Genomic DNA, 25,812 nt, shown 5'->3' with positions numbered 1-25,812 from the left:
TCGTCATTGTCATCCTAGTCAAAAACGGAATGAAGCCACCTGTTTTTCCAGCGACAACGCCAGTTGCTGCAAGCCTTGTGCGGTGCGCGATGTATCGGCCACCGCCTCACTGTTCTCCATCGACATCTGTGCGATGCGCTCGACATTGCGCGCCACGTCCTGACTGGCGACCGTCTGCTCACGCAGCGCCAGGGAGATCTGATCGACCACACCGACCACGCTGGCGGAAGCCTGGCGAATGGTGACGATGGCATCACCGGCCTGACTGGCCTGCTCCACCCCGCTGCTGACCTGCTGCACACCGATTTCCATATTGCTCACCGCACTGCGCGTGCCCAGTTGAATCTTCTTGATCATCTCGGTGATTTCCTGGGTCGAGTTGGCGGTACGCTGCGCCAGCAGGCGCACCTCGTCGGCTACCACGGCGAAGCCGCGGCCCTGCTCGCCGGCCCGCGCCGCCTCGATGGCGGCATTGAGCGCCAGCAGGTTGGTCTGATCGGCGATTTCCTTGATCACGTTGACGATCGAGGAGATCTGATCCGAATGCTGGCCGAGCTCAGCGATCTGGGCCGCAGCGCCCTGCACCGTGTCAGCGATGCGCTGCATGCTGGCGAGGGTTTCCTGGATCACCGCACCGCCCTCGGCCGACTGCCTGCCCGAGTCGCTGGACAGCCCATGCGCTTCCTTGGCGTTGTCGGCGACGTGATTGATGCTCACGGTCAGCTCCTCCACCGTCGCCGCCATGCTCGACGCCGCCTGCGACTGCTCCTGAGTGGAAACCGACAACTGCGTGGAAGCACTGGAGATGTTCTGCGCAGCTTCAACCAACTGCACCGCGCCGGCACGGATCTGCCCGATCATCTCGCGCAGCCTTTCCTGCATGGTGGCGAAGGCATCCAGCAGCACACCGATCTCGTCACGGCCGGCCCGCTCGATATCCGAGTCGAGGCGCCCCTGGGCAACATTGCGTGCCACCTCCACCACCTGCCGCAAACGCCCGGCAATGCTGTGCGAGAGGAGGAAGGCCACGCTAATGGCGAGCACCGCAGCGATCAGCCCGCCGACCAGCAAGATCATCAGCGACTCGGACTTGGCAGCATTCATCGACGCCGTGCGCTGCTCCAGCAACGCACGCTCCTCGCTCTGAATCTCGCTCAAGATACGGCGCATGGCATCCATCTTGACCTTGGCGCTACCTGACGAAACCTGTTCGACCAGAGCATCGAAACGCTGCGTGCCGGCGTTCACCTGGCGGCGCAATTCCAGATTGCCGTTGATGTCTTCGCCCAGCCATTGATCATGCAAGGCCTGCAGCTCGCTGAGGCGGCGCTGCTGAGCAGGGTTGTCCCTAGTCAGTTGGCGCAGTTGCGCCATATGCGCCTGGAGCTCTCTCTCGCCGGATTCCATAGGGCCGAGAAACTGGTCTCGCCCGGTGATGACGAATCCCCGCGCACCAGTTTCGATATTGATCAGGTTGGCCAGCAGATCGGCAGATTCGTTGATCACGTCATAGGTGTGGATATTCAGCCGCACCGCACGCTCGACTTGGTCGAAGCCACGCCAGGTGGACAGCACCAGCAGCAGAATGATCAGCAGAACGACGCCGAACCCCGCGTACAGCTTCTGGGAAATATTGAGATTGGCAAGCATTGGGGAGACCTCTGAGTCGTCAGGGATGAACGGACAGAGGTGCGTCATTCGACTGCACCGACTGGCACTGCGCCACTATGCATATCGATACAACAATTGTACAAATTAAATCTTATGTACAACTTTAAGCAAATCCTGACATCCGGAAATGAAAAGCCCCGCCGGGCTTGTGGCCGGGCGGGGCTTTCGGTTGCCGTTGCCGATCAGGCGCAGGCGGCTTGCATCTGGCGATGCGTGTCGATGAGGTGCTGCACCACGCCAGGATCGGCCAGCGTGGAGATGTCGCCGAGAGAATCGTATTCGGCGGTAGCGATCTTGCGCAGGATACGGCGCATGATCTTGCCCGAGCGGGTCTTCGGCAGGCCCGGAGCCCACTGAATAACGTCCGGCGTGGCGATCGGGCCGATTTCCTTGCGCACCCAGTTACGCAGTTCCTGACGCAGTTGCTCCGATGCTTCCTCGCCCGCATTGAGGGTGACGTAGACGTAGATGCCCTGCCCTTTGATGTCGTGCGGTACACCGACCACTGCAGCCTCGGCCACTTTCGGGTGGGCGACCATGGCGCTCTCGATCTCGGCGGTGCCCATGCGGTGGCCGGATACGTTGAGCACGTCGTCGACGCGGCCGGTGATCCACCAGTAACCGTCTTCGTCGCGGCGCGCACCGTCACCGGTGAAGTACATGCCACGGAAAGTCTTGAAGTAGGTGTCGACGAAGCGGTCGTGGTCGCCGTACAGGGTACGTGCCTGACCCGGCCAGGAATCGATGATCACCAGGTTGCCTTCGGCAGCGCCTTCGATGATGTTGCCCAGATTATCCACCAGCGCCGGCTGTACGCCGAAGAACGGACGTGCAGCGGAGCCCGGCTTGAGGCCATGGGCACCCGGCAGCGGGGTCATCAGGCAGGCACCGGTTTCGGTCTGCCACCAGGTGTCGACGATCGGGCAACGGCTCTGACCGACGTTCTCGTAGTACCACTGCCAGGCTTCCGGGTTGATCGGCTCACCGACCGAACCGAGCAGACGCAGGCTGGAACCATCGGCGCCTTCGACCGCGGCCTTGCCCTCGGCCATCATGGCGCGAATGGCAGTCGGGGCGGTGTAGAGGATGTTGACCTTGTGCTTGTCGACGATCTTGGCCACGCGGGAAACGTCCGGATAGTTCGGTACGCCTTCGAACATCACGGTAGTGGCACCGTTGGACAGCGGCCCGTAGACCAGGTAGGTGTGGCCGGTGACCCAACCGATATCGGCGGTGCACCAGAAGACCTCGCCCGGACGGTAGTCGAACACGCGCTCATGGGTCAGCGAGGCGTATACCAGGTAGCCGCCGGTGGTGTGCAGCACGCCCTTGGGCTTGCCGGTGGACCCGGAGGTGTAGAGGATGAACAGGGCTTCTTCAGCGCCCATTTCCTTGGGTGCGCAGACGCTGCCGGCAACCTTCATCAGGTCTTCGTACCAGATGTCACGATGCTGGTTCCACTTGATTTCGGAACCGGTGCGCTGCACCACGATGACCTTCTGGATGCTGCGGGTCTCGGGGTTGGTCAGGGCGTCGTCGACGTTGGCCTTGAGCGGTACTTTCTTGCCGCCACGCAGCCCTTCGTCAGCGGTGATCACCACCTTGGACTGGCAATCGATGATGCGCCCGGCCAGAGCCTCCGGCGAGAAACCACCGAATACTACGGAGTGGATTGCGCCGATGCGCGCACAGGCCAGCATGGCCACCACGGCTTCCGGGATCATCGGCATGTAGATGGTCACCACGTCGCCGCGGTGAACGTCCTGGCCGCGCAGAGCGTTGGCGAACTTGCACACTTGTTCGTGCAGCTCGCGGTAGGTGATTTCTCGGTGCTCGGACGGATCGTCGCCTTCCCAGATGATCGCGATCTGGTCGCCGCGCTCTTCCAGGTGACGGTCGAGGCAGTTGTAGGAGACGTTCAGGGTACCGTCGGCGAACCACTTGATGTCGACGTGGTGATCGTCGAAGGTGGTCTGCTTGACCTTGTCGTAGGGCTTGATCCAGTCGATCCGCTTGCCCTGCTCGCGCCAGAAACCCTCGGGGTTGACCACGGACTGTTGGTACATGGCCTTGTAGGTGGCCTCGTCAGTGAGGGTCCGCGCGGCCACTTCGGGACGCACAGGGTAAAGAGACGCAGCACTCATGGAATCACCTCGACGGGGAGTTGTTTTTGTATGGTGCCTTTTGTATCCCCCGACCCTTCGTGAGGCCATTCGACCATGGTCTTACCGCTCTAAGACCATGGTCTTGAAGCCCTGCCTGGCATATGTCGAGCCAATTCAACAGCGTCATGGATACGTCGAGGCGCGCAGATAAAAAAACCCGGCACAAGGCCGGGCGCAGAGGTAGACGCGGTATCGACGGCTGCCTAGCTCATCCCCAGCCAGTTCGGCAGCGCCAGGGAGACGGCCGGGATGTAGGTAATCACCATCAGGAAGCTGATCAGCAGCATCAGCCATGGCAGCGCGGCGCGGATCACTGCCGTCAGTGGCATGCCCGTTACCGCCGAGGTGACGAACAGGTTCAGCCCCACCGGCGGCGTGATCAAGCCGATCTCCATGTTCACCACCATGATGATGCCCAGGTGGATCGGGTCGATGCCCAGTTGCATGGCGATCGGGAAGAGGATCGGCGCCAGGATCAGGATGATCGCCGACGGCTCCATGAAGGCACCGGCGATCAGCAGCACGATGTTCACCACCAGCAGGAACTGCCAGGGCTGCAGACCCAGATCCACCACCCAGGCGGTGATGGTCTGCGGAATCTGCTCGGTGGTCAGCACGTGGGCGAAGAGCATGGCGTTGGCAATGATGAACATCAGCATGATGGTCAGCTTGCCGGACTCCAGCAGCACCTTCGGGCACTCGCGGATCTTCAGGTCCTTGTACACGAACAGGGCGACGAAGCCGGCGTACACCGCGGCCACGGCCGCCGCCTCGGTCGGGGTGAACATGCCGGTGTAGATACCGCCGAGGATGATCACCATCAGCAGCAGGCCCCAGAACGCTTCACGGGCGGAACGCAGCCACTCGCGGAAGCTGGCGCGCGGCAGGGCCGGTAGCTTCTTGATGCGCGCGACGATGTAGATCGCGATCATCAGCACCAGGCCGAGCATCAGACCTGGAATCACCCCGGCCATGAACAGCTTGCCCACCGACTGCTCGGTGGCGGCGGCGTACACCACCATTACGATCGACGGCGGAATCAGGATGCCCAGGGTACCGGCGTTACAGACGATGCCGGCGCCGAAGGCCTGCGGGTAACCGGAACGCACCATGCCGGCGATGGCAATCGAGCCCACTGCGGCCACGGTCGCCGGCGAGGAACCGGACAGCGCAGCGAACAGCATGCACGCCAGTACCGCACCGATGGCCAGGCCGCCACGGATGTGACCGACGCAGGCGTTGGCGAAGTCGATCAGGCGACGCGCCACGCCACCGGTGGTCATGAACGCACCGGAGAGCAGGAAGAACGGGATCGCCAACAGGGTGTAGTGCTCGGAGGTCTCGAACAGCTTGATCGCCAGCGAACGCACCGAGTCGGGGCTGAACAGCATGATGGTGATCGAGCCGGCGAGGCCGAGCGAGGCGGCGATCGGCACGCCGATGAACATCAGCAAGAACAGCAGCAGGAAGAGGAACAGAACGGTCATTGCTTGGGCTCCTCGTGCTCATTGATTTTCAGCGCATCGGCGGCTTCGTCAGCCAGGCCGAGGCCGGTCTGCTCGTTGCGCAGGATACGGACGAGGATTTCCAGGAAGCGGACGAACACCATGGCGTAGCCGAACGGCACGATCATGCCGATATGCCATTGCTGCACGCCGTAGTGGCCGAGGTCTTCGGCACCGATGCCGGCGATGAACAGGGTGTGCACCCAGTCGAAACTGCCGACCGCGATCAGGCCGGCGTAGCCCAGGCAGGCCGAGCAGGCAATTACGCCAATGACGCGCTGGATGTGGCGCGGGGCGAGCTTGACCAGGGCGTCGACACCGATGTGGCCGGCGGTACGCACGCCATAGGCCAGGCCGAAGAAGATCAGCCAGCCGAACAGCGCCTTGGTCAGGGCATTGCTCCAGGTCATCGCCTGGGCCATGTCGAGAATGGCGTCGCCGATACCGAGCAGAAACTCGTTACCGCCGAAATGGTCACCCAGCCAATAGAACAGGGTGTAGAAGTTGTTGAGGATCACGTAGACGAAAGTGATCAGCGTCATGGCCGCCAGGAGGAAAGCGATAAAGCCTTCCTCGAAGTGCTCCCAGACGCGCCGCAAGGCGTTCATGGCATCTCCGCGAGGTTCTTGTGATTGTCAGGAGTCGGACGAATCTAACCGAGCCTGGACCGGCGCGATATTCGTCATTGGCAAACGCCGCCTTAGGCGACGGCGAATGAAAGACCGCCCCAGGTACGTGGGCCCGGGGCGGTCATGGGGCTCACTGTTGATTGGCGGCTTGCGCAGCCTCGATCACGTCAGCACCGATCTCGGCCTCGAACTTCTTCCAGGCCGGACGTACGGCGTCACGCCAGGCGGCGCGCTGCTCGGGCGTCAGGGTGATGATCTCGCTCTTGCCGGTAGCGACGATGGCCTGACGAGCTTCGGTATTCAGCGCCTCGGCCTGCTTGTTTACCTCGACGGTCACCTCGTCGACGATCTGCTCCAGCTCGCTGCGGATGTCCGCCGGCAGGCCGTTCCAGAACTGAGTGTTGGTGATCAGCAGGTAGTTGCCGATGGCATGGTTGGACTCGGTCATGTACTTCTGCACCTCGAAGTACTTCTGCGAGTAGATGTTCGACCAAGGGTTGTCCTGGGCGTTGACCACACCGGTCTGCAGGCCCTGATAGATCTCGGCGAAGGCCATCTTGCGCGGCACCGCACGCAGGGCGCTGTATTGCGCGGCCTGCAGATCGGACGGCTGCACGCGGAATTTCTGCCCGCGGGCGTCGCTTGGCTCGACCAGCGGTTTGTTGGCGGTGAGCTGACGCATGCCGTTGAGCCAATAAGCCAGGCCGGTGATGCCTTTGCTCTCCATCGACTTGAGCAGCGCCTTGCCTTTGTCCGAAGACTGGAAGCGCTGCGCGGCGGCAACGTCATCGAACAGGAACATCATGTCGAACAGCTGCAGCTGCTTGGTGTACTGCTCCAGCTTGGAGGGCGCCGGCGCCAGCATCTGCACTTCGTTGAGCAGCAGCGCTTCCATTTCCTTGCCATCGCCATACAGCGAGGAGTTGGCATAGACGTCGACCTTGACCTTGCCGGCCAGGCGCTCCTCCACCAGCTTCTTGAACAGCAGCGCGCCCTGGCCCTTCGGCGTGCTATCAGCGGTGATATGGGAGAACTTGATCAATATCGGATCGGCTGCGTGTGCCGAGAGTGCGCCAAGCAGTGCGCAACCGGCGAGCACACCGGCCAGGCCACGACGGACGAAAGAAAACTTCATGGAAGGCTCCTGTTGTTTTTGTCTGAGCGTCGAGGGCGGATCGCCGTCGATTGGCCCGGACTCTACTCCGCCCTCCCCCCGGCTGAAATTCACATTTGAACAACCGAGCCTTCGGCATTCACGAAGGCAGCGCAGAACCCTCCCCCGCCACACCGCTGTTTCTCAGGTGATCGAGCATCTGCTTCGCGGTCAGCGAAAGGTTGTCCTGGTTACGTACCGCCACCTTGAGTTCGCGCCGCGCCCAGGGGTCGTGCAGCGGGATCACCCGCACATCGAGCGCCGGCAGGTAGGTACGCACCGCCAGGTCCGGCAACACACCGACGCCCATGCCGGTGTGGATCATCCGGCAGATGGCTTCGAAACTGCGTACCTGAATACGCAAGCGCAGGGCCACGCCCTGGCTGTGCGCCGAATGCTGCAACAGGCCGTGCAGCGAGGCATCCTGCTGCAGGCCGATGAAGTCGTAGCCCACCGCCTCGCGCAGGAACAGGCCGTCACGCTCAGCCAGTGGATGCTCGCGCGGAGTGACCAGCACCAGTTGGTCATGGCGGTAGGTGAATACCTGCAGATCCTCGGCCGGCACATGCCCGGCGAAGATGCCGATATCGGTCAAGCCCTCGCGCACGGCGCGGATGGTTTCGCTGCTGACCCGCTCCTCCAGGTCGATCTTCACCTGCGGGTGCAGGCGGCTGAAGCTGGCCAGATCCTCGGGCAGAAATTCGATCACCGCCGAGGTGTTGGCGTGGATGCGTACATGGCCTTTGACCCCTTCGCTGAACTCGCTGAGGTCGGCGTTGAGCTGCTCGAGGTTGTCCATCATGTTGCGCGCGTGATGCAGCAGCGCGTGGCCGGCGGGGGTCAGTTCGACACCCTTGGGCTGACGATAGAGCAGCGCGATGCCAAGCTGGTTTTCCAGGTCGCTGACGCGCTTGCTCACGGCCGCCAGGGCCAGGTGCTCGCGCTCGGCGGCGCGGGTCAGGCTGCGCTCGTCGGCGATGGCGACGAACAGCTTGAGGGTGACGAAATCGATGCGGCGCATGGGTTCTCCATTTCGTGCCTGGCGAAGCTAGGCTGCCAGAAGGCTGATTTACAGCATGCCACTTCGTGATACGCGAAGCCTAGCTTGGCCATTGGGCAATTGTCGGCACCGCGCCGCTGCGCCATCCTGCGCACCACGAGAAACGCACAGGCAAATCAGGTGCAACCATGACTCAAAACAACACCAGCAACATGGCCCTGCAGGGGCTCAAGGTGATCGAGATGGGCCAGCTCATCGCCGGTCCCTTCGCCAGCAAGCTGCTCGGCGAATTCGGCGCCGACGTGATCAAAATCGAGCCGCCGGGTGTCGGCGACCCGTTGCGCAAGTGGCGCAAGATCAAGGACGGCACCTCGCTCTGGTGGCACGTGCAGTCGCGCAACAAGCGCTCGCTGACCCTCGACCTGAAACAGGCCGAAGCCCAGGACATCGTGCGTAAGCTGGTGAGCGAGGCCGACGTGCTGGTGGAGAACTTCCGCCCCGGCACGCTGGAAGGCTGGGGCCTGAGCTACGAGGCGCTGAAAGCGATCAACCCACGGCTGATCATGCTGCGCATCTCCGGCTACGGGCAGACCGGCCCCTACCGCGACCTGCCCGGTTTCGGCGTGATCGGCGAAGCCATGGGCGGCCTGCGCCATCTGTCCGGCTACCCCGGCCAGGCGCCGGTGCGCGTCGGCATCAGCATCGGCGACTCGCTGTCTTCGCTGTACGGCGTGATCGGCGTGCTGCTGGCCCTGCAGGAGCGGGCGCGCAGCGGTGAAGGCCAGGAGATCGACGTGGCACTGTACGAGTCGGTGTTCGCCATGATGGAAAGCCTGATTCCCGAATACGACGCCTTCGGCTACGTCCGCGAGCCGGCCGGCAGCGCCCTGCCCGGCATCACCCCGTCCAACTCCTACCCCTGCAAGGACGGCAGCTACGTGCTGATCGCCGGCAATGGCGACAGCATCTACAAGCGCCTGATGAGCCTGATCGGCCGCGACGACCTGGGCAACGACCCGCGCCTGGCGCAGAACGATGGACGCAGCCAGCATGCCGAACTGATCGACGGCGCCATCGCCGAATGGACCGCGCAGCGTGGCCGCGATGAGGTGATCGAAGCGCTCAAGGGCGCCCGCGTGCCGGCCGGCTACCCCTACACCGCCGCCGATATCGTCAGCGACCCGCACTACCTGGCGCGGCAGATGATCGAGCAGGTGCAGACCAGCGTCGGCCCGCTCAAGGTGCCGGGCGTACTGCCCAAGCTCAGCCGTACGCCGGGTCGCATCGGCACCGGCGGCCCGCAACTGGGCGAGCACAACGACGACATCCTCGCCGGCCTCGGCCTCAGCGCGGAACAGGTCGCCGGCCTGCGCGAGCGCGGGATCATCTGAGCCGCGCGGGATGCAAGGGCGGCTGAGCCCCCGTTCGGGGGACCACCACCCACGACAGCTTCGTAGGGTGCGCCATGCGCACCACGACATCCACACCTTACAAGCCGGTGCGCACAGCGCACCCTACGCCTCGAGCAACCGGGATCACACCATGAGCAAACGCCTTTATATCCAGGACGTCGCCACCCGCGACGGCTTCCAGATCGAAGCGTCCTTCGTACCCACCGAAGACAAGATCGCCCTGATCGATCGCCTGTCCCACACCGGTCTGGCCAAGGTCGAGGTCACCTCCTTCACCTCGCCCAAAGCTATCCCTAACCTGCGCGATGCCGAAGAGGTGATGCGCGGCATCGCCCGCGTGCCAGGCGTGGAATACACCGTACTGGTGCCTAACGTCAGGGGCTGTGAGCGCGCGCTGTCGTGCGAAGTGGATGAGATCAACCTGGTGATGTCCGCCAGCGACACCCACGGCCTGGCCAACCTGCGCATGACGCCGGAGCAATCGCTCGCGCAGTTCGCCGAGATCATCGAAGTGACGCGCGGCAGCGGCGTATTCATCAACGCCTCGCTGTCGACCACCTTCGGCTGCCCCTTCGAGGGCGATGTGCCCGAGACGCGCGTATATGAACTGACCGAGCGTCTGCTGGAGATCGGCGTACAGGGCGTGACCCTGTGCGACACCACCGGCATGGCCGACCCGGCACAGGTCGAGCGCATCTGCCGCGAGTCGCTGCAGCGCTGGCCCGAGGCGGTATTCACCGCGCATTTTCACAACACCCGCGGCATGGGCCTGGCCAATGCCCTGGCAGCGCTGAACGCCGGCATCGACCGCTTCGACGCCTCCCTCGGCGGCCTAGGCGGCTGCCCCTACGCACCGGGCGCCAGCGGCAATATCTGCACCGAGGATCTGGTGCACATGTTCCAGCGCATGGGCCTGGATACCGGTGTAAACCTCGATGCCCTGCTCGACGCCGCCGCTACCCTGCCGGACCTGATCGGCCACGAGGTGCCGGGTGCCATCCTCAAGGCGGGCAAATCCGATCGCCGCTATCCCAAGCCGAAGTGGATGCAGGAGGCCGGGCTCTGAGGCTCGGCTGCCAAATCGCGGCTAAAGCCCCTCCCACAAGATAGCGTCGGTCCGTCGGTATACCACTTTAGCCGTCCCACATCGCCTGCCCCCAGAGGCTAAGCCCCAAAGCACGGAGTTGATGCTTATCGTGGGAGTCGCGCCCCGCGACGAATGCCATTGCCAACGCTAAAGTCACTCAATGACTGCAATCGCTTCGCCCCGAGGCGGAGCTCCTACACGGGTAATGAGGTCACACCGTCGCGGCGTTAGGGTCTGCGCTGAGTTGCAACAGCCAATCGCGGTCAGGGGCTGACGCAATAATGTGGGAGGGGCTTTAGCCGCGACGCCCTCATTCGACATGAAAACGCCCGGCACAAGCCGGGCGTTTTCATGCCAGGGGGAACACTCAACCCTGGTTGGACTTCTCTGCCGCCTGGATAAGTTCGGCGCCGATCTCCTTCTCGAACTTCTGCCACACCGGGCGCATCGCCTCACGCCATTCGGCGCGCTGCTGCGGGGTCAGCTCGATGATCTCGGTGGTGCCAGCCTTGGCAATATCCTCTTTGGCCGTGCGGTTGAGTTCGTCAGCCTGCTTGTTCACCTCGACCGAAACCTCGGCCATGATGGTTTCCAGCTCGCTGCGCACGTCATCCGGCAGACCCTTCCAGAATTTGGTGTTGGTGATCACCATGTAGTCGATCAGGCCATGGTCGGACTCGGTCATGTACTTCTGCACCTCGTGCACCTTCTGGCTGAAGTAGTTCGACCAGGTGTTCTCGGTGCCGTTGACCACGCCGGTCTGCAGCCCCTGATAGACCTCGGCAAAACTCATCTTGCGCGGGTTGGCGCGCACCGCCTTGAACTGCTCCTCCAGCACCGCCGACGCCTGCACGCGGAACTTCAGCCCCCGGGCATCGGACGGATCGCGCAGCGGCTTGTTGGCCGACATCACCTTCAGACCGTTGTGCCAGTAGGCCAGGCCGGTGATGTTCTTGTCCTCCATGGAAGTCAGCAATCCACGCCCCTCGGGGCTGGCCTGGAAGCGATCGACCGCCTCCATGTTGTCGAACAGAAATGGCAGGTCGAAGATCTGCACCGGTTTGGCGTACTGCTCGAACTTGGCCAGCGACGGCGCCAGCATCTGCACGTCGCCGAGCAGCAGCGCCTCCATCTCCTTGCCATCGCCGAACAGCGACGAGTTGGGGTAGACCTCCACCTTCACCCGGCCTGGCAGGCGCTCTTCGGCCAGTTGCTTGAACAGCAGTGCGCCCTGGCCCTTGGGGGTGTTGTCTGCCACCACATGGGCGAACTTGATCAGGATGGGCGCATCAGCAGCCTGGGCAAGGCCGGCACAAGAGAAGATGGCGGCGCAGGCGAGCGCCTTGGCGGTGAGTTTGAACATGACGTTACCTCATTGTTTTTGTAGGTTGGTACGTGGTTACAAGGTGGCTGACTGCCTCGGCAGCCAGCCGTTTTTTGTAGGAGCCGGCTTGCCGGCGATCTGCTGAGAAGCATCGCCCGCAAGCGGGCTCCTACGGTTCTCCTGCGCGTTGCAGCAGACGACGAGCGCGACCGAGTACGGGGGCGTCGACCATCTGGCCGTCGACCACGAATACCCCTTCGCCGCTGCTGGCCGCTGCCATCACCCGGCGTGCCCAGGCCAGCTCCTGGTCCGTCGGGCGCAAGGCGTCGTGGACGATCGCCACCTGGGTCGGGTGGATGCAGAGCAAACCGTCGAAGCCCATGTCGCGGGCATCGCGCGCGGTGCGGGCGAGACCGTCGCGGTCCTCGATGGCGGGAAATACGCTGTCGAGCGGCGCGGCCAGGCCGGCCGTGCGCGAATGCAGCAACAGGGCATAACGGGCCTGGTCGAGGATGCGTTCGGCCGCGGCGCTACCGCTGCTCAGGCCCAGGTCCAGACCCAGGTCGAGGGCGCCGAAGGACAGGCGCTCGACGCCTTCAGCGTGGGCGATCTCCGCCAGCGCCAGCAGCCCCGCTGCACTCTCGATGATCGGCCACACCGGCTTGCCGCAGGCCGCCACACGCGCCACCTGCGCAGCACTTTCCACCTTGGGCAGCAGTACGCCGATGACACCGGCATGACGGCTGCAGAGTTCGATATCGGCGCCGTGCCCGGCATGCTCCGGGGCGTTTATGCGCACCAGCAGGCGGACGTCTGGATTGGCGGTGAGAAAGGCATCGAGATGAGCCCGGGCCTCGACCTTGAGGCTCTCCTGTACGGCGTCTTCGAGGTCGACGATGACCGCGTCGGCACCGACGGCGAGCGCCTTGGGGATGCGCTCCGGGCGACTCGCCGGCACGAACAGGGCGCTGCGGATCACGGAATCGCTCATACGGCCCCCTGCTGATGCAGGCGCTGGATATCGCCGGCGCCGTAGCCCAGCTCGGCGAGCAACGCATCGGTGTGCTGGCCCAGCGCCGGGATGGCATCCATGCGCGGCTCGAAGGCGCTGTTGCGCCCCGGCGGCAGCAGTGCCGGCAGACTGCCGCTGGGACTGTCGACCTGGCGCCAACGCTGACGCGCTTCGAGTTGCGGGTGAGCCCAGACGCCCGCCATGTCGTTGACCTGGGCATTGGCGATCTGCGCCTGCTCCAGGCGCTCGATAACCTGCGCCGAGCTCATGCGTGAGAACGCCTCGACGATCAGCGCACGCAGCTCGCTGCGGTTGGCCGAGCGCTTGAAGTTGGCAGAAAAGCGCTCGTCGCCAGCCAGCTCCGGCTGCTCCAGCACCTTGGCGCAGAACGCCTGCCATTCGCGCTCGTTCTGCAAGCCGAGCATCACCGTGCCGCCGTCGCCGGCCGGGAACGGGCCGTAGGGGTAGATGGTCGAGTGCGCGGCGCCAGCGCGCGGCGGCGGCGTGGCGCCGTCGTAGGCGTAGTACAGCGGGTAGCCCATCCACTCCACCAGGCTTTCCAGCATCGACACGTCAACGCGGCTGCCGACACCGGTCTTGCCACGCAGCATCAGTGCTGAGAGCACGCCGGTGTAGGCGTACATGCCGGCGGCGATATCGGCGATGGAGCAGCCGGCCTTGGCCATCTCCTCCTCGCCAGCGCCGCCGGTGACGGAGAGAAAGCCGCCCTCGCTCTGGATCAGCAGGTCGTAGGCCTTCTTCTGCTCGTACGGGCCGCCCTCGCCGTAGCCGGAGATGTCGCAGACGATCAGTTGCGGGAAGCGCTCGTGCAGCGCCTCGAACGACAACCCCATGCGCGCGGCAGCGCCCGGTGCAAGGTTCTGCACCAGTACATCGGCCTTGGCCAGCAGGCTGCCGAGCACCTGCATCGCATCGTCCTGCTTGAGGTCGAGGGTCAGGCTTTCCTTGGAGCGGTTGGTCCAGACGAAATGCGAGGCCAGACCGCTGACGCGCTCGTCATAGCCGCGAGCGAAATCGCCACTGCCGGGACGCTCGACCTTGATCACCCGCGCGCCGAGGTCGGCGAGCTGGCGGGTGCAGAACGGCGCGGCGATGGCGTGCTCCAGGCTGACCACGGTGATGCCATCCAGTGGCCGTGGTTGTTGTGCGTTGTTCATGTCCATGTCCTCGGTCAGGCCAACTGGCTCAGGTCGTCGGTTTCGCGCAGGCGCCAGACCCGCTCGATCAGCACGCCGGCCTCATCGCTGCTGCGCTGGCCGGCGAAAGCCAGCAGGCGACGGAACTTGTCTTCCAGCTCGGCGCGGCTGAGGGTGTTGCCGGGGTCGCCCTTGGGCTCGTCGATGGCGCCACGCAGGGTGCGACCCTCGGTGGTGATTACCTCGACGCGGCCCAGCCAGCGCTGCGGGTAAGCCACATCCACCTCCGGGTCCAGACGCATCTGCACCTTGTCGCGGAAGGCGGCCACGGCCGGGTCCTGCAGCGCCAGGTTGGCGAACTCGGTCAGTTGCGCGCTGCCATGCACGGCGATCAGGCCGAGCACCGTGCCCATGGAGAACTTGGCCTGGTGCACGGTCTGCGGCACGGTCACGCGGCCGAGCACATCGATGGCGCCCTGATGCACGCGGGCGATGACGCGCTCGATCTGCTCGTGGCGCAGACCTTCGCGCTGCATCAGGTCGAGCAGCGCGTCAGCCGCCGGATGGGTATGGCGGCAGGAGGCGTGGAACTTGAACGAAGTCTCCACCAGCGCCCAGCGCCGGCCGAGACGGTCCGACAGCTTGCTTGGGTCGGCATCGCGGGACATGCCGGCGGCCATGCCCTGCTCGCCTTCGAGGATGTTCTGCGCGCCGGTCAGGCCCTGCTCGGTAAAGTAGGCGGCCAGCAGGCCATCAGCCGCGGCCTTGGCGGTATGCAGTTGTTTGGAGTCGGCGGCGTCGCGCAGGAATTCCCACAAGCCTGCAGCCTGGGTACCGGCATTGCCGAGCAGGTGCACGAACTGCTGCTGGTCGAAGTCCAGCAGCTTGCCCACCGCCACAGCAGCGGCCAAGGTGCCCACCGTGGCCGTGGTGTGGAAGATGCGGTAGTGCGAGCGGCCAAGGAATTCGCCGATGCGAATGCCCGCCTCGTAGCCGGCCACCGAGGCCAGCAGCAGTTCGCGGCCGGACTTGCCCAGGTCCTGCGCCGCCGCCAAAGCGGCCGGGAAGACCACGGTGGCCGGGTGCAGCACCGAGCTGTTGTGCAGATCGTCCTGCTCCACCAGGTGCGAGGAGGCACCGTTGACCAGAGCGGCGAAGTACGCCGAGGTGCCGCGGCCATTGACCAGGATGCGCGCGGGGCCATCGGCCGGGCCCATCTTCTGCGCATAGGCCTCGAACAGCGGGATCGGCCGTGCGCCTTCGCTGGCCAGGGCCGAACCGAGCCAGTCGAGGAACAGATCTTCGGTGCGGTCCAGCACGTGCTCGGGAATCTGCTCGTAGGACAGTTCGGCAAGGAACGCGGCCAGTTGTTGAGTATGTTTGCTCATGGTCGCGGCCTCAGAAACTGCGTGGCAGCTCGAGCAGGTGCTCGGCCACGTAGCTCAGGATCAGGTTGGTCGAGATCGGCGCCACCTGGTACAGGCGCGTTTCGCGGAACTTGCGCTCGACGTCGTATTCGTTGGCGAAACCGAAGCCGCCGTGGGTCTGCAGGCAGGCGTTGGCCGCCTCCCAGCTGGCCTTGGCCGCCAGGTACTTGGCCATGTTCGCCGCCGCCCCGGCGTTGCGCCCGGCGTCGTATTCCTCGCAGGCGCGCCAGCGCATCAGGTCGGCGGCCTCGATCTCGATGTGCGCCTCGGCGATGGGGAACTGCACGCCCTGGTTCTGGCCGATGGGCCGACCGAACACCACGCGGTCGCGGGCGTACTGCGCGGACTTCTCGATGAACCAGCGACCGTCACCGATGCACTCGGCAGCGATCAGCGTGCGCTCGGCATTGAGGCCGTCGAGGATGTAGCGGAAACCCTTGCCCTCTTCGCCGATCAGGCTGCTGGCGGGAATCTCCAGGTTGTCGAAGAACAGCTCGTTGGTCTCGTGGTTGACCATGTTGGCGATCGGCTGCACGGTCAGGCCGTTGCTGATGGCCTCGCGCAGGTCGACCAGGAAGATCGACATGCCTTCAGACTTGCGCTGCACCTCGGCTAGTGGCGTGGTGCGCGCCAGCAGGATCATCAGATCGGAATGCTGCACGCGCGAGATCCACACCTTCTGCCCGTTGATCACGTACTTGTCGCCTTGGCGCACGGCGGTGGTCTTGATCTTGGTGGTGTCGGTGCCGGTGGTCGGCTCGGTGACGCCCATCGACTGCAGACGCAGCTCGCCGCTGGCCAGCTTGGGCAGGTAGTGGCGCTTCTGCTCCTCGCTGCCGTTACGCAGCAGGGTGAACATGTTGTACATCTGCCCGTGGATGGTGCCGGAGTTGCCGCCGCAGTGGTTGACCTCCTCGAGGATCACCGACGCCTCGGCCAGGCCCAGACCCGAGCCGCCGTATTCTTCCGGGATCATCGCCGACAGCCAGCCAGCCTCGGTCATGGCCGTGACGAAGGCTTCCGGGAAGCCCTTCTCCTCATCGATCTTGCGCCAGTATTCGGCCGGGAACTCCGCACAGAGCGCGCGCACGCCTTCACGGATCGCATTGAGTTCTTCGTTATTGTTGTAGTCCATCGGTCTTCCTCGAAATCATGTGGGCGTGGCACTGCCCGGTAACGATGTAGGGCGTACTCGCGAAGCAGTACGCCGTTAGAAAGCTGAGCCTTAGGTGCGGTGCCGGTATTGGCATGGTTCGGCGGGCTGTTCGCTTAGGCTCCTGAGGCCGCCCTACGAAATCAGCATCCCGGTTCGCCCTACTAATCAGTCGAATTGCACGTCGGCGCGCTGCGCCAGGCCGACCTCGTTACCCGCCCACAGCTCGGCCTGGCCCTCGCCGCTGATGCGCCCACCCACCTCGAACGGCTGCGGCGCGATCAGCGGGCGCAGGCCGCGATAGGCAAAATGACGCAGGCGCGCCTGCGGGTTGGCGCGGCAGAAAGCGCGCAGGTTCAGGGTGGCGATCAGCGGGCCGTGTACCACCAGGCCACCGTAGCCTTCGGTTTCTGTGACGTAGGGCCAGTCGTAGTGGATGCGGTGGCCGTTGAAGGTCACGGCGCTGTAGCGAAACAGCAGCGTGCTGGACGGAGTGACCGCCTCGCGCCAATCGCCGGCGACCAGCGGCTCGCCACTGCTGGCCTTGGGCGGGCTGGGCTCGCGGTAGACGATGTCCTGCTCTTCGCGGATGGCCAGTTGGCCGTCCTGCAGGTAGTCGTGCTGCACCGTGACGAACAGCAGCGCGCCGGTGCGGCCGTGCTTTTCCTCGATGTGCTTGATGGTCGATACCCGGCTGGCTTCGCCGCCCACCCGCAGTGGCTGGATGAACTCGATACGGCCGCCGGCCCACATGCGGTTGCGGTTGTCGGCCGGCGGCAGGAAGCCTCCGCGCGCCGGATGACCGTCCTCGCCCAGGCCACTCTCGGCAATGGGTTCCTGAAAAAACGCCCAGTGCCACAGCGGCGGCAGCGCCTCGCCATGGGCCGGCGTGGCTTCACCGAAGGTGGCGGCGATGCGCTTGACCAGATTGCGGCTGAGTTGGTCGTGGGCTTCTTCGCTACGACCGATCCAGGCGGAAAAAGCAGAATCACTCATGGGGCAGGTTCCAGCTCGGTTCTTGTGTGAGCTGGAGCATGCGATGCTGCATGCGTTCAGAGAATCCGCATTTATTTAAACCAGCGTTCGGATATGCTTAACACCAATCCTGTAGGAGCCCGCTTGCGGGCGATGCTTTACAGATCGCCAGTGATCGCCCGCAAGCGGGCTCCTACGAATGACCTCAGGAAATGGCCACCATGCATTTCGATCTGCCCGACCTGCGCCTGTTCATCCATATCGCCGAGTCGCCCAGCCTGACCCAGGGCGCGCGCAAGGCGTTTCTCTCGCCGGCCGCCGCCAGCGCGCGGATCAAAGCACTGGAAAGCCAGCTCGGCAGCCGCCTGCTGTACCGCGACAGCCGTGGCGTCGAGCTGACCCCGGCCGGCCAGCGCCTGCTGCAGCATGCGCGGCTGATCATGCGCCAGGTGGATTACCTGAAAAGCGAATTCACCGAATACGGCACCGACGCCGCCGGGCATATCCGCATCTTCGCCAACACCACGGCAGTGACCGAATTTCTCCCCGAGGTGCTGGCCGGTTTTCTCGCCGAGCGCCCCGGCGTCACCGTCGACCTGCAGGAGCGCCTCAGCCGCGATATCGTCCGTGGCGTACTCGATGGCGCGGCGGATCTCGGTATCATCGCCGGCCCCGTACAGGCGCCGGGGCTGCAGGTACTGCACTTCAGCACCGACCGCCTGGTGCTGGCGGTGCCGCTGGGCCATGCCCTGGCGAAGCGGCAATCGGTGAGTTTCAACGACACCCTCGCCTATCAGCATATCGGCCTGCACGAGGGCAGCACGCTGCTGAGTTTTTTGCGTGAACAGGTGGAGAAACTCGGCGGCAACCTGGCCCTGCGTATCCAGGTATCGAGCTTCGAGGCGATCTGCCGAATGATCGAAGGCGGCGTCGGCATCGGCATCATTCCCGAGTCGGCCGCACGCCGGCACAGCCGCACCATGCAGCTGGCCATCCTGCAGCTGGACGAGGCCTGGGCGGTGCGTGAACGCAGCATGCTGGTGCGCGAGCTGGATGCGCTGCCGGGCAGTGTGCGCGCGCTGATCGACCGGCTGAACCAGGGTGTGTAGCGCCAGGTAAAATTCCGGGCAAAAAAAGGGCGACCAAATTGGTCGCCCGCCCATTCAAGGCATTCCTCGAAAGGAATGCGGAAACGCTTGCACCCAAATCACGCAGGATGATCGGGACGTACTCAGTGTCGCCGCAGCCCCCTGCCCTGCCTATTGCACCAAGGTCGTAGGGCGCCAGTCACATGGCAGGCCATACTCCCGCGACGCCTTTTTGGCCTTGGAGGTACGCATGCACCCGGAACACCTCGCCCTGTTGCAGCAGGCGCCAGCCAGCACTCATGCCGATGACACCTGGGCCAGGCTCTGTTGCGAACAGGCCCTGCTGGCAGTCGAGGAAGGCTGTTATGCGGTCGGCGCCTTGCTGGTGGATGGCGCAGGTGAACTGCTGTGCAACGGTCGAAATCAGGTGTTCGCCCCTGCCTATGCTAGCGCCGCCCACGCCGAGATGCGGGTGCTCGACCAGCTCGAAAGCGAACATGCGCAGGTCGACCGCCGAGATCTGACCCTCTACGTCAGCCTCGAACCCTGCCTGATGTGCTACGGCCGTATCCTGCTGGCCGGCATCACCCGCGTACGCTATCTGGCGCGTGACCGTGATGGTGGCTTCGCCCTGCGCCACGGCCGCCTGCCTCCGGCATGGGCCAATCTCGCTTCCGGGCTTGCGGTGGTTCAGGCCAAGGCCGATCCCTACTGGCTCGACCTGGCCGAGCAACTGATCGAGCGCCTGCAGGACCGCCGGGCGATGCGCGAGCGCGTGGTTGCGGCCTGGCGCGGCGGTCGTTGAAAACCGTAGGGTGCGCTGTGCGCACCGAAAATTGCAGGCATCAGCCACGGCCAGCGGAGCATTGGTGCGCGCGGCGCACCCTACGCCTAGTCCTTCCCCAACCCGTGCTGCCGTAGCTTGTTGGCGATGGTGGTATGGGAAACACCGAGGCGCTTGCCCAACTGGCGGCTGCTGGGATGATCGCGGAACAGCCGCTCCAGCACCGCCTTCTCGAAGCGGCCGAGAATATCGTCGAGGCTGCCTTCCACCGAGAACTCGCCCAACGGCTGCGGCGCGCCATAGTCCGGCAAGCGGATATGCTCGGCCTTTACCGTGCCACCGTCACACAGCGAAACCGCCTGGAACAGCACGTTCTCCAGCTGCCGCACGTTGCCCGGCCAATGGTAATGGGCCATGCGCTCGAAGGCCTGCGGCGCCAGTTTCGGCAGCGCGCAGCCGATCTGCCGGCTGGCGGAATCGAGAAAGTGCTCGACCAGCGGCGCCAGACCGTCGAGGCATTCACGCAGCGGTGGGATGTGCAGGCTGAGCACATTGAGGCGGTGGTAGAGATCCTGGCGAAACTCGCCATGGGCGCAGAGTTCGGACAGGTCGACCTGCGTGGCGCAGATCACCCGCACGTCCAGGTACACCTCCTCGTCGCTGCCCACACGGCGGAAGCAACCATCCTGCAGAAAGCGCAGCAGCTTGGCCTGCAGACGCGGGCTCATCTCGCCGACGCCGTCGAGAAACAGCGTGCCGCCAGCAGTCAGCTCCAGCAGGCCAAGCTTGCCTTCCGGGCGCGCGCCTTCGAAGGCGCCGGGGCCGTAGCCGAACAGCTCGGTCTCGGCCATGGACTCGGGCAGGCCGGCGCAGTTGAGTGCCATGAACGGCGATTGCCCACGCGGGCTGGCCAGGTGACAGGCTCGCGCCAGCAATTCCTTGCCGGTGCCGGTTTCACCCTCGATCAGCAGCGGCGCATCCAGCGGCGCCATGCGCCGCGCTTCCTTGACCACCGCCGCCATCACCTTGGAGCTCTGGAAGATCGAGTCGAAGCCACGCAGCTCCTGCTTGCGCACGTGATAGATACGTTCACCGACGCGGTCGGCGCGGTGCAGGGTCAGCACCGCGCCAGCCAGCGCCTCGCTGTCGTCGTGTTCATTCTGCAGCGGGGCGATATCGGCGAGGAACACATCGCCCTTGATCTTCACCCGCAGCCCGTTGATCCGCGTCTTGTTGGCGCGCACCAGCTCCGGCAGGTCGAAGTCCTCGGCGTAGCGCGACAGCGCCATGCCCGGCACCTCGTCGACGCGCACACCGAGCAACTGCGCGGCACTGCGGTTGGCGGCGACTATGCTGCCGCCCATGTCGATGGACAGCACAGGGAAATCCAGCGCACCGAGAAGCGCATTGAGTTCCAGGTGACGCCGTTCGCTGGGCATCAACCCCACACGCTTGACGCCAAATACGCCGGCAATGGCCTCGAACTTCGGCCTCAGCGACTGGAACTGCAGGTTGATCAGATTCGGGCAGTGCAGGTAGATGGCGTTGCCCTGCTCGCCCCCGACTTCGCCACGGGCGACGTTGATGCCGTAGTCGACCAGCAGGTTGAGGATGTCACGCAGGATGCCGACACGGTTCTGGCAGTGGACTTTGATACGCATGGCTCAGGCTCTTGTTAGACGCCATCCACGGCCTGCTGCGCGTCGGCGCTACTGCGTTAAAAACAAGCTCGGAATGCTCATGTACAAAAGTACAGTCGCCCGCGACCCCGGCCGCTCCTCTCTTGTTTTCGCCTTGTATCGCTCTAGCTCGCGAGGCCGTGAATAGCGTCTTGGTCTTATTGTTGTGGCCACCGCCGGTCACAGAAATCGACGATGGCGGCATAATTTTCGTCAAGAATATGTGACAGTAAAACCAACCAGCAAGCTGGATATTCGCCATTCCAACAAAATCGTAATCAAAATTTTACAGTTTCTGGGCGCTGTGCAAGGCACCGCCTCTCATCAGCCTGCTTTCAACTCGAGCAATCGCCGGCATGCTCGGGTCAAGACAAGAACAACAGCCCCCTGAAGGAGGCAGCGATGAAGAGTACGCAGTACCTGGCACGGGAACCGGACGAGAGTGGCTTTATCCATTATCCGGAAAGCGAACATCAGGTGTGGAACACCCTGATCACTCGCCAGCTGGACGTGATTCAGAACCGCGCCTGCCAGGAATACCTGGACGGTATAGAACAGCTCGGCCTGCCGCTGGAGCGCATTCCGCAGCTTGGCGAGATCAACCGTGTGCTCGAATCCACCACTGGCTGGCGCGTGGCACGAGTGCCGGCGCTGATCCCCTTCCAGACCTTCTTCGAGTTGCTGGCCAGCAAGCAGTTTCCCGTCGCCACCTTCATCCGCAAGCCCGAGGAGCTGGACTATCTGCAGGAACCGGACATCTTCCACGAGATCTTCGGCCACTGCCCGCTGCTGACCAATCCCTGGTTCGCCGAATTCACCCACACCTACGGCAAGCTCGGTCTCAAGGCCACGAAAGAGCAGCGCGTCTACCTGGCGCGGCTGTACTGGCTGACCATCGAGTTCGGCCTGCTCGACACCCCGGCCGGCCGGCGCATCTACGGTGGCGGCATCCTCTCCTCGCCGAAGGAAACCCTCTACGCGCTGTCCGACGTGCCCGAACACCAGCCCTTCGATGCACTGGAAGCGATGCGCACGCCGTATCGCATCGATATCCTGCAGCCGGTGTACTTCGTCCTGCCCGAGCTCAAGCGCCTGTTCGAGCTGGCTCAGGAAGACATCATGGCGCTGGTGCATCAGGCCATGGCGCTGGGCCTACACGCGCCGAAGTTTCCGCCGAAAGCCGCGTAGACCGTGACGTCCCATTACGCACGAATGGCGTTGCCCTCTCGATTCGCCGCGAGGGCGCGGCTCCTACACGATGGTGCAATCCAACATCCCGTAGGAGCGCCGCCCCGGCGCGAAACGATTACGGCCTTACTCCATCATCGGCGTTGCCCGCTCGATTCGCCGCGAGGGCGCGACTCCTACACCTTGGTGCGATGCATCGCCCTGTAGGAGCGCCGCCCCCGGCGCGAAACGATTGTGGCCTGACTCCCTTATCGGCGTTGCCCCCGCGATTCGCCGCGAGGGCGCGGCTCCTACACTCGATGATCAACTACTGTCATTACATTGTTTACCCAGGAGAACCCCAATGAGCCTTGCCCAAGCCCAATGCGAAGCCTGCCGCGCCGATGCGCCGAAAGTGACCGATGAAGAACTGGCCGAGCTGATCCGCGAGATCCCCGACTGGAACATCGAGGTACGCGGCGACCATATGGAGCTGGAGCGCGTGTACCTGTTCAAGAACTTCCGCCATGCCCTGGCCTTCACCAACGCCGTGGGCGCCATCGCCGAAGAGGTTGGTCACCATCCGGCACTGCTCACCGAATGGGGCAAGGTCACCGTCACCTGGTGGAGCCACGAGATGCGCGGCCTGCACCGCAACGACTTCATCATGGCCGCGCGCACCGATGTGCTGGCTGCCAGCGCCGAGGGCCGCAAGTGAGCCATTTCGCCCAGATCGTCCGCGTGCCGGGCGACCCTATCCTCAGCCTGATGGAAGCCTATCGCCTCGACAGCAATCCGGCGCGCCTGGATCTCGGCGTCGGCGTGTACAAGGACGCCCAGAGCCTGACGCCGATCCCGCGCGCAGTGAAGCTGGCCGAGCAGCGCCTGATCGATGTAGAGCAAACCAAGACCTACATCGGCGGCCATGGCGACGCCGCGTTCGGCACGCTCCTGAGCCAGTTGGTGCTGGGCGCTGACTCGGCACTGCTCGCCGAGCAGCGCGCCGGCGCAACGCAAACACCGGGCGGCACCGGCGCCCTGCGTCTGGCGGGTGATTTCATTCGTCACTGCCTGCCGGGGCGTGGTATCTGGCTGAGCGATCCGACCTGGCCGATCCATGAAACCCTGTTCGCCGAAGCCGGGCTCAAGGTCGGTCACTACCCCTACGTCGGCGCCGACAATCGCCTCGACGTGGAAGCCATGATTGCCGCCCTCACCCACCTGCCCAAGGGTGACGTGGTGCTGCTGCATGCCTGCTGCCACAACCCCACCGGCTTCGACCTCACTCCGCGCGATTGGAAGCGCGTGCTGGAGGTGGTCAAGGCGCGTGAGCTGCTGCCACTGATCGACTTCGCTTACCAGGGCTTCGGTGATGGCCTGGAAGAAGATGCCTGGGCCGTGCGCCTGTTCGCCGCCGAACTGCCGGAGCTGCTGATCACCAGTTCCTGCTCGAAGAACTTCGGCCTGTATCGCGAGCGCACCGGTGCCCTGATCGTCTGCGCCGGCGACGCCGAAAAGCTCGTCGACATCCGCAGTCAGCTGGCCTCCATCGCCCGCAACCTGTGGTCGACGCCGCCGGCCCATGGCGCCGCCGTGGTGGCGCAGATTCTCGGCGACGAAGAACTCAAGGCGCTGTGGCTGGACGAGCTGGAAAGCATGCGCCTGCGCGTCGCCAGCCTGCGCCGCGGCCTGGTCGAGGCGCTGGCACCGCACGGTCTGAGCGAGCGCTTCGCGCATATCGCCGAGCAACGCGGCATGTTCTCCTACACCGGCTTGTCGCCGCTGCAGGTGCAACGCCTGCGCGAGGAGTTCAGCGTGTACATGGTCGGCAGCGGCCGCGCCAACGTCGCCGGCCTGGATGCCAGCCGGCTGGACCAGTTGGCCGACGCCATCGCTCGGGTCTGCGTGAACTGAGTCAGCAGGCGGCTGGTCTTAGAGACCGCCGCCTGCCAGCTTCACAGCTATAGTGCGGTCATCGCCATTCACGACGGATTCGCCAATGGCCGTACCCAGCAACATCCTCTTTCGTGCCTACCAGCGCATCATCCACAGCCTGGCGTTCTACCCGACGCTGATCGCCAGCGGCTTCTTCCTGCTGTGCCTGCTGACCATGGCTGCCGAGTACCAGCCGTGGATGATGGCGTTCAAGGATCACGTCGATCTCGGCCTGGTAAGCAATGCAGACAATGCCAGGCTGATTCTCGGCACGCTGGTCACGGGTATTCTGTCACTGATGGTGTTCAGTTTCTCGATGGTCATGGTGGTGCTCAACAACGCAGCCGCATCGCTGTCACCACGGGTGATTCCCGGCCTGGTCAGCGACAAGGGGCACCAGAAAACCCTGGGCTTCTACCTCGGCACCATCCTCTACGCGCTGCTGCTGATCACCACCATCGAGCAGGGCAACAATGAGCGGATACCCAGCCTCGGCGTGCTCATAACCCTGGCCCTGGGCATCGTCTGCCTGGGCCTGTTCGTGCACTTCATCCGCTCGATTTCGCAGTCGATTCAGGTCGAGCACATCCTTGGCAACCTCTACAACACCAGCCTGGAAAAGCTCGATGCCTGCGGCGGCAGTCCAGCTTCGCGCGACGCCGCGCCCCAGTGGCCGGATGACAGTGAGTGGATCACCGTTCACGCGCAGCGCAACGGCTACTTCAAGGAGCTCAACGTCAAAGAGGTCAACACGCTGCTGCAGCGCCATCAGGTACGGATGACGGTACTCGCCCATCGCGGTTTCTTCGTTAGCGAGGGCCATCCGCTGTTTCGCCTGGAACGTCCGCTGGATGAAGCCGTCTGCCAGCAACTGCTCGATTGCTTCGATTTCTTCATTGAAGAGTACGCCAGCACCCATTACTTCTTCGGTTGCCGGCAGATGTCGGAGATCGCCGTGAAGGCACTGAGCCCCGGCATCAACGATCCGGGCACGGCGATCAAGACGGTGGATCTGCTCAGCGTGCTGCTGAGTCGGCGCCTGGCGCTGTCCGAGCGAGACTTCGCCAGCCTGCCCGACGAGCCACCACGGCTGTGCTACCAGGAACTGTCGCTGGACCAATTGCTGCTGCAACTGCTGGGGCCGATACGCGCCTACGGCGCCACCGATGTCTGTGTACTGGTCAGCCTGCTGCAGGCCTTCAAGAACCTGCTGCATCGTCCTGCCAGCCGCGAGCAACGCGCCGATCTGCTGCGCCATGCACGCAGTGTGCGCGACACCGCCGAGCGCCATCTGAGCGAGCAGCGTGATCGCGAGGAAATCAACCATTTCATCGTACGCATCAACCGCACGCTGCAAGAGTCGGAGCAGCCGCTGGCACCTCTGCAAATCGTGAACGAGGCACCATGATGGGGCAACGCTTGCCGCCAGAAAATTGCACGACCGTTCATCAGCAAAAATAACTGTTAAAAATCAAACAGATAAAAACGA

At 64.0% G+C, this 25,812-nt stretch carries 21 protein-coding genes; 8 read left to right on the top strand and 13 right to left on the bottom strand.

The window, feature by feature from the left end:
- Positions 1 to 18: 18 nt before the first annotated feature.
- The 6 genes from BLS08_RS06555 to BLS08_RS06530 form a co-directional block, all read right to left on the bottom strand.
- Positions 19 to 1,650, bottom strand: coding sequence for a methyl-accepting chemotaxis protein (locus tag BLS08_RS06555; protein WP_017674854.1), 1,632 nt, complete (start codon positions 1,648 to 1,650; stop codon positions 19 to 21).
- Between the two features lie 203 nt (positions 1,651 to 1,853).
- Positions 1,854 to 3,815, bottom strand: a complete 1,962-nt coding sequence (gene acs / locus BLS08_RS06550; RefSeq protein WP_026088374.1) for an acetate--CoA ligase — start codon at positions 3,813 to 3,815, stop codon at positions 1,854 to 1,856.
- 224 nt (positions 3,816 to 4,039) lie between these two features.
- A complete protein-coding gene (dctM, locus tag BLS08_RS06545) occupies positions 4,040 to 5,323 on the bottom strand; it encodes a C4-dicarboxylate TRAP transporter large permease protein DctM (RefSeq protein ID WP_059391305.1) in 1,284 nt (427 codons plus the stop codon).
- On the bottom strand, positions 5,320 to 5,949 hold the full coding sequence (locus tag BLS08_RS06540; RefSeq protein ID WP_017674857.1) for a TRAP transporter small permease: 630 nt from the start codon (positions 5,947 to 5,949) through the stop codon (positions 5,320 to 5,322). The genes dctM and BLS08_RS06540 overlap by 4 nt, the downstream gene beginning before the upstream one ends.
- Positions 5,950 to 6,100: 151 nt before the next feature.
- The gene (locus BLS08_RS06535) at positions 6,101 to 7,105 is read right to left on the bottom strand and encodes a TRAP transporter substrate-binding protein (RefSeq protein ID WP_017674858.1); all 1,005 of its coding nucleotides are present in this window, start codon (positions 7,103 to 7,105) and stop codon (positions 6,101 to 6,103) included.
- Between the two features lie 118 nt (positions 7,106 to 7,223).
- A complete protein-coding gene (locus BLS08_RS06530) occupies positions 7,224 to 8,144 on the bottom strand; it encodes a LysR family transcriptional regulator (RefSeq protein WP_017674859.1) in 921 nt (306 codons plus the stop codon).
- Between the two features lie 167 nt (positions 8,145 to 8,311).
- Here BLS08_RS06530 and BLS08_RS06525 point away from each other — a divergent pair, with 167 nt between their 5' ends.
- Together BLS08_RS06525 and BLS08_RS06520 are read left to right on the top strand one after the other, a co-directional pair.
- Complete coding sequence (locus tag BLS08_RS06525; RefSeq protein WP_017674860.1) at positions 8,312 to 9,514, top strand: CaiB/BaiF CoA transferase family protein; 1,203 nt, start codon at positions 8,312 to 8,314, stop codon at positions 9,512 to 9,514.
- 151 nt (positions 9,515 to 9,665) lie between these two features.
- A complete protein-coding gene (locus tag BLS08_RS06520) occupies positions 9,666 to 10,601 on the top strand; it encodes a hydroxymethylglutaryl-CoA lyase (protein WP_017674861.1) in 936 nt (311 codons plus the stop codon).
- 388 nt (positions 10,602 to 10,989) lie between these two features.
- Here the strand turns inward: BLS08_RS06520 and BLS08_RS06515 are convergent, their stop codons facing one another.
- The 6 genes from BLS08_RS06515 to BLS08_RS06490 form a co-directional block, all read right to left on the bottom strand.
- Positions 10,990 to 11,985, bottom strand: a complete 996-nt coding sequence (locus BLS08_RS06515) for a TRAP transporter substrate-binding protein (protein WP_017674862.1) — start codon at positions 11,983 to 11,985, stop codon at positions 10,990 to 10,992.
- A 130-nt stretch (positions 11,986 to 12,115) separates the two neighbouring features.
- Positions 12,116 to 12,937 carry an HpcH/HpaI aldolase/citrate lyase family protein gene (locus tag BLS08_RS06510; RefSeq protein ID WP_017674863.1) on the bottom strand — a complete coding sequence of 274 codons (822 nt, stop codon included), beginning with the start codon at positions 12,935 to 12,937 and terminating at the stop codon, positions 12,116 to 12,118.
- Positions 12,934 to 14,136: a CaiB/BaiF CoA transferase family protein gene (locus BLS08_RS06505; RefSeq protein ID WP_017674864.1), complete on the bottom strand. Its 1,203-nt coding sequence runs from the start codon at positions 14,134 to 14,136 to the stop codon at positions 12,934 to 12,936. The genes BLS08_RS06510 and BLS08_RS06505 overlap by 4 nt, the downstream gene beginning before the upstream one ends.
- 14 nt (positions 14,137 to 14,150) lie before the next feature.
- Positions 14,151 to 15,503, bottom strand: coding sequence for an MmgE/PrpD family protein (locus BLS08_RS06500; RefSeq protein ID WP_017674865.1), 1,353 nt, complete (start codon positions 15,501 to 15,503; stop codon positions 14,151 to 14,153).
- A 10-nt stretch (positions 15,504 to 15,513) separates the two neighbouring features.
- Positions 15,514 to 16,677 (bottom strand): acyl-CoA dehydrogenase family protein, encoded by a 1,164-nt coding sequence (locus tag BLS08_RS06495; RefSeq protein WP_017674866.1) that lies wholly within the window; start codon positions 16,675 to 16,677, stop codon positions 15,514 to 15,516.
- A gap of 186 nt (positions 16,678 to 16,863) precedes the next feature.
- Positions 16,864 to 17,691: an HTD2 family dehydratase gene (locus BLS08_RS06490; RefSeq protein ID WP_017674867.1), complete on the bottom strand. Its 828-nt coding sequence runs from the start codon at positions 17,689 to 17,691 to the stop codon at positions 16,864 to 16,866.
- 200 nt (positions 17,692 to 17,891) lie between these two features.
- Between BLS08_RS06490 and BLS08_RS06485 the strand changes: the two genes are divergently transcribed.
- Positions 17,892 to 18,779: a LysR family transcriptional regulator gene (locus BLS08_RS06485; protein WP_026088375.1), complete on the top strand. Its 888-nt coding sequence runs from the start codon at positions 17,892 to 17,894 to the stop codon at positions 18,777 to 18,779.
- 229 nt (positions 18,780 to 19,008) lie between these two features.
- Entirely contained in the window at positions 19,009 to 19,563 is a 555-nt protein-coding gene (locus BLS08_RS06480; RefSeq protein WP_017674869.1) for a nucleoside deaminase, read from the top strand.
- An 86-nt stretch (positions 19,564 to 19,649) separates the two neighbouring features.
- Here the strand turns inward: BLS08_RS06480 and BLS08_RS06475 are convergent, their stop codons facing one another.
- Positions 19,650 to 21,203: a sigma-54-dependent phenylalanine hydroxylase transcriptional regulator PhhR gene (locus BLS08_RS06475; RefSeq protein ID WP_017674870.1), complete on the bottom strand. Its 1,554-nt coding sequence runs from the start codon at positions 21,201 to 21,203 to the stop codon at positions 19,650 to 19,652.
- A 420-nt stretch (positions 21,204 to 21,623) separates the two neighbouring features.
- On the opposite strand from BLS08_RS06475, the gene phhA reads away from it, so the two are divergent.
- The 4 genes from phhA (at position 21,624) to BLS08_RS06455 (ending at position 25,731) form a co-directional block, all read left to right on the top strand.
- Positions 21,624 to 22,409 carry a phenylalanine 4-monooxygenase gene (gene phhA, locus BLS08_RS06470; RefSeq protein WP_017674871.1) on the top strand — a complete coding sequence of 262 codons (786 nt, stop codon included), beginning with the start codon at positions 21,624 to 21,626 and terminating at the stop codon, positions 22,407 to 22,409.
- Positions 22,410 to 22,752: 343 nt separating this feature from the next.
- Complete coding sequence (locus BLS08_RS06465; RefSeq protein ID WP_017674872.1) at positions 22,753 to 23,106, top strand: 4a-hydroxytetrahydrobiopterin dehydratase; 354 nt, start codon at positions 22,753 to 22,755, stop codon at positions 23,104 to 23,106.
- Complete coding sequence (locus tag BLS08_RS06460) at positions 23,103 to 24,302, top strand: amino acid aminotransferase (RefSeq protein ID WP_017674873.1); 1,200 nt, start codon at positions 23,103 to 23,105, stop codon at positions 24,300 to 24,302. Before BLS08_RS06465 ends, BLS08_RS06460 begins: the two co-directional genes overlap by 4 nt.
- Before the next feature lie 85 nt (positions 24,303 to 24,387).
- The gene (locus BLS08_RS06455) at positions 24,388 to 25,731 is read left to right on the top strand and encodes a DUF2254 domain-containing protein (RefSeq protein WP_017674874.1); all 1,344 of its coding nucleotides are present in this window, start codon (positions 24,388 to 24,390) and stop codon (positions 25,729 to 25,731) included.
- Positions 25,732 to 25,812 lie beyond the last annotated feature (81 nt).

Source organism: Ectopseudomonas chengduensis (assembly GCF_900102635.1).
Lineage (GTDB): Bacteria > Pseudomonadota > Gammaproteobacteria > Pseudomonadales > Pseudomonadaceae > Aquipseudomonas > Aquipseudomonas chengduensis.
Note: the sequence above shows the minus strand (reverse complement) of the source record. Positions and strands in the feature narration are given on the sequence as shown.

Bases quoted from the DNA above. Each gene is read 5' to 3' on its own strand.
- BLS08_RS06465 (WP_017674872.1), top strand. From the start codon at position 22,753: ATGAGCCTTGCCCAAGCCCAATGCGAAGCCTGCCGCGCCGATGCGCCG.
- phhA (WP_017674871.1), top strand. From the start codon at position 21,624: ATGAAGAGTACGCAGTACCTGGCACGGGAACCGGACGAGAGTGGCTTT.
- BLS08_RS06505 (WP_017674864.1), bottom strand. From the start codon at position 14,136: ATGAACAACGCACAACAACCACGGCCACTGGATGGCATCACCGTGGTC.
- BLS08_RS06525 (WP_017674860.1), top strand. From the start codon at position 8,312: ATGACTCAAAACAACACCAGCAACATGGCCCTGCAGGGGCTCAAGGTG.
- BLS08_RS06500 (WP_017674865.1), bottom strand. From the start codon at position 15,503: ATGAGCAAACATACTCAACAACTGGCCGCGTTCCTTGCCGAACTGTCC.
- BLS08_RS06540 (WP_017674857.1), bottom strand. From the start codon at position 5,949: ATGAACGCCTTGCGGCGCGTCTGGGAGCACTTCGAGGAAGGCTTTATC.
- BLS08_RS06510 (WP_017674863.1), bottom strand. From the start codon at position 12,937: ATGAGCGATTCCGTGATCCGCAGCGCCCTGTTCGTGCCGGCGAGTCGC.
- BLS08_RS06485 (WP_026088375.1), top strand. From the start codon at position 17,892: ATGCATTTCGATCTGCCCGACCTGCGCCTGTTCATCCATATCGCCGAG.
- BLS08_RS06555 (WP_017674854.1), bottom strand. From the start codon at position 1,650: ATGCTTGCCAATCTCAATATTTCCCAGAAGCTGTACGCGGGGTTCGGC.
- BLS08_RS06530 (WP_017674859.1), bottom strand. From the start codon at position 8,144: ATGCGCCGCATCGATTTCGTCACCCTCAAGCTGTTCGTCGCCATCGCC.
- BLS08_RS06480 (WP_017674869.1), top strand. From the start codon at position 19,009: ATGCACCCGGAACACCTCGCCCTGTTGCAGCAGGCGCCAGCCAGCACT.
- BLS08_RS06535 (WP_017674858.1), bottom strand. From the start codon at position 7,105: ATGAAGTTTTCTTTCGTCCGTCGTGGCCTGGCCGGTGTGCTCGCCGGT.
- BLS08_RS06490 (WP_017674867.1), bottom strand. From the start codon at position 17,691: ATGAGTGATTCTGCTTTTTCCGCCTGGATCGGTCGTAGCGAAGAAGCC.
- BLS08_RS06495 (WP_017674866.1), bottom strand. From the start codon at position 16,677: ATGGACTACAACAATAACGAAGAACTCAATGCGATCCGTGAAGGCGTG.
- BLS08_RS06520 (WP_017674861.1), top strand. From the start codon at position 9,666: ATGAGCAAACGCCTTTATATCCAGGACGTCGCCACCCGCGACGGCTTC.
- BLS08_RS06455 (WP_017674874.1), top strand. From the start codon at position 24,388: ATGGCCGTACCCAGCAACATCCTCTTTCGTGCCTACCAGCGCATCATC.
- BLS08_RS06515 (WP_017674862.1), bottom strand. From the start codon at position 11,985: ATGTTCAAACTCACCGCCAAGGCGCTCGCCTGCGCCGCCATCTTCTCT.
- BLS08_RS06475 (WP_017674870.1), bottom strand. From the start codon at position 21,203: ATGCGTATCAAAGTCCACTGCCAGAACCGTGTCGGCATCCTGCGTGAC.
- acs (WP_026088374.1), bottom strand. From the start codon at position 3,815: ATGAGTGCTGCGTCTCTTTACCCTGTGCGTCCCGAAGTGGCCGCGCGG.
- dctM (WP_059391305.1), bottom strand. From the start codon at position 5,323: ATGACCGTTCTGTTCCTCTTCCTGCTGCTGTTCTTGCTGATGTTCATC.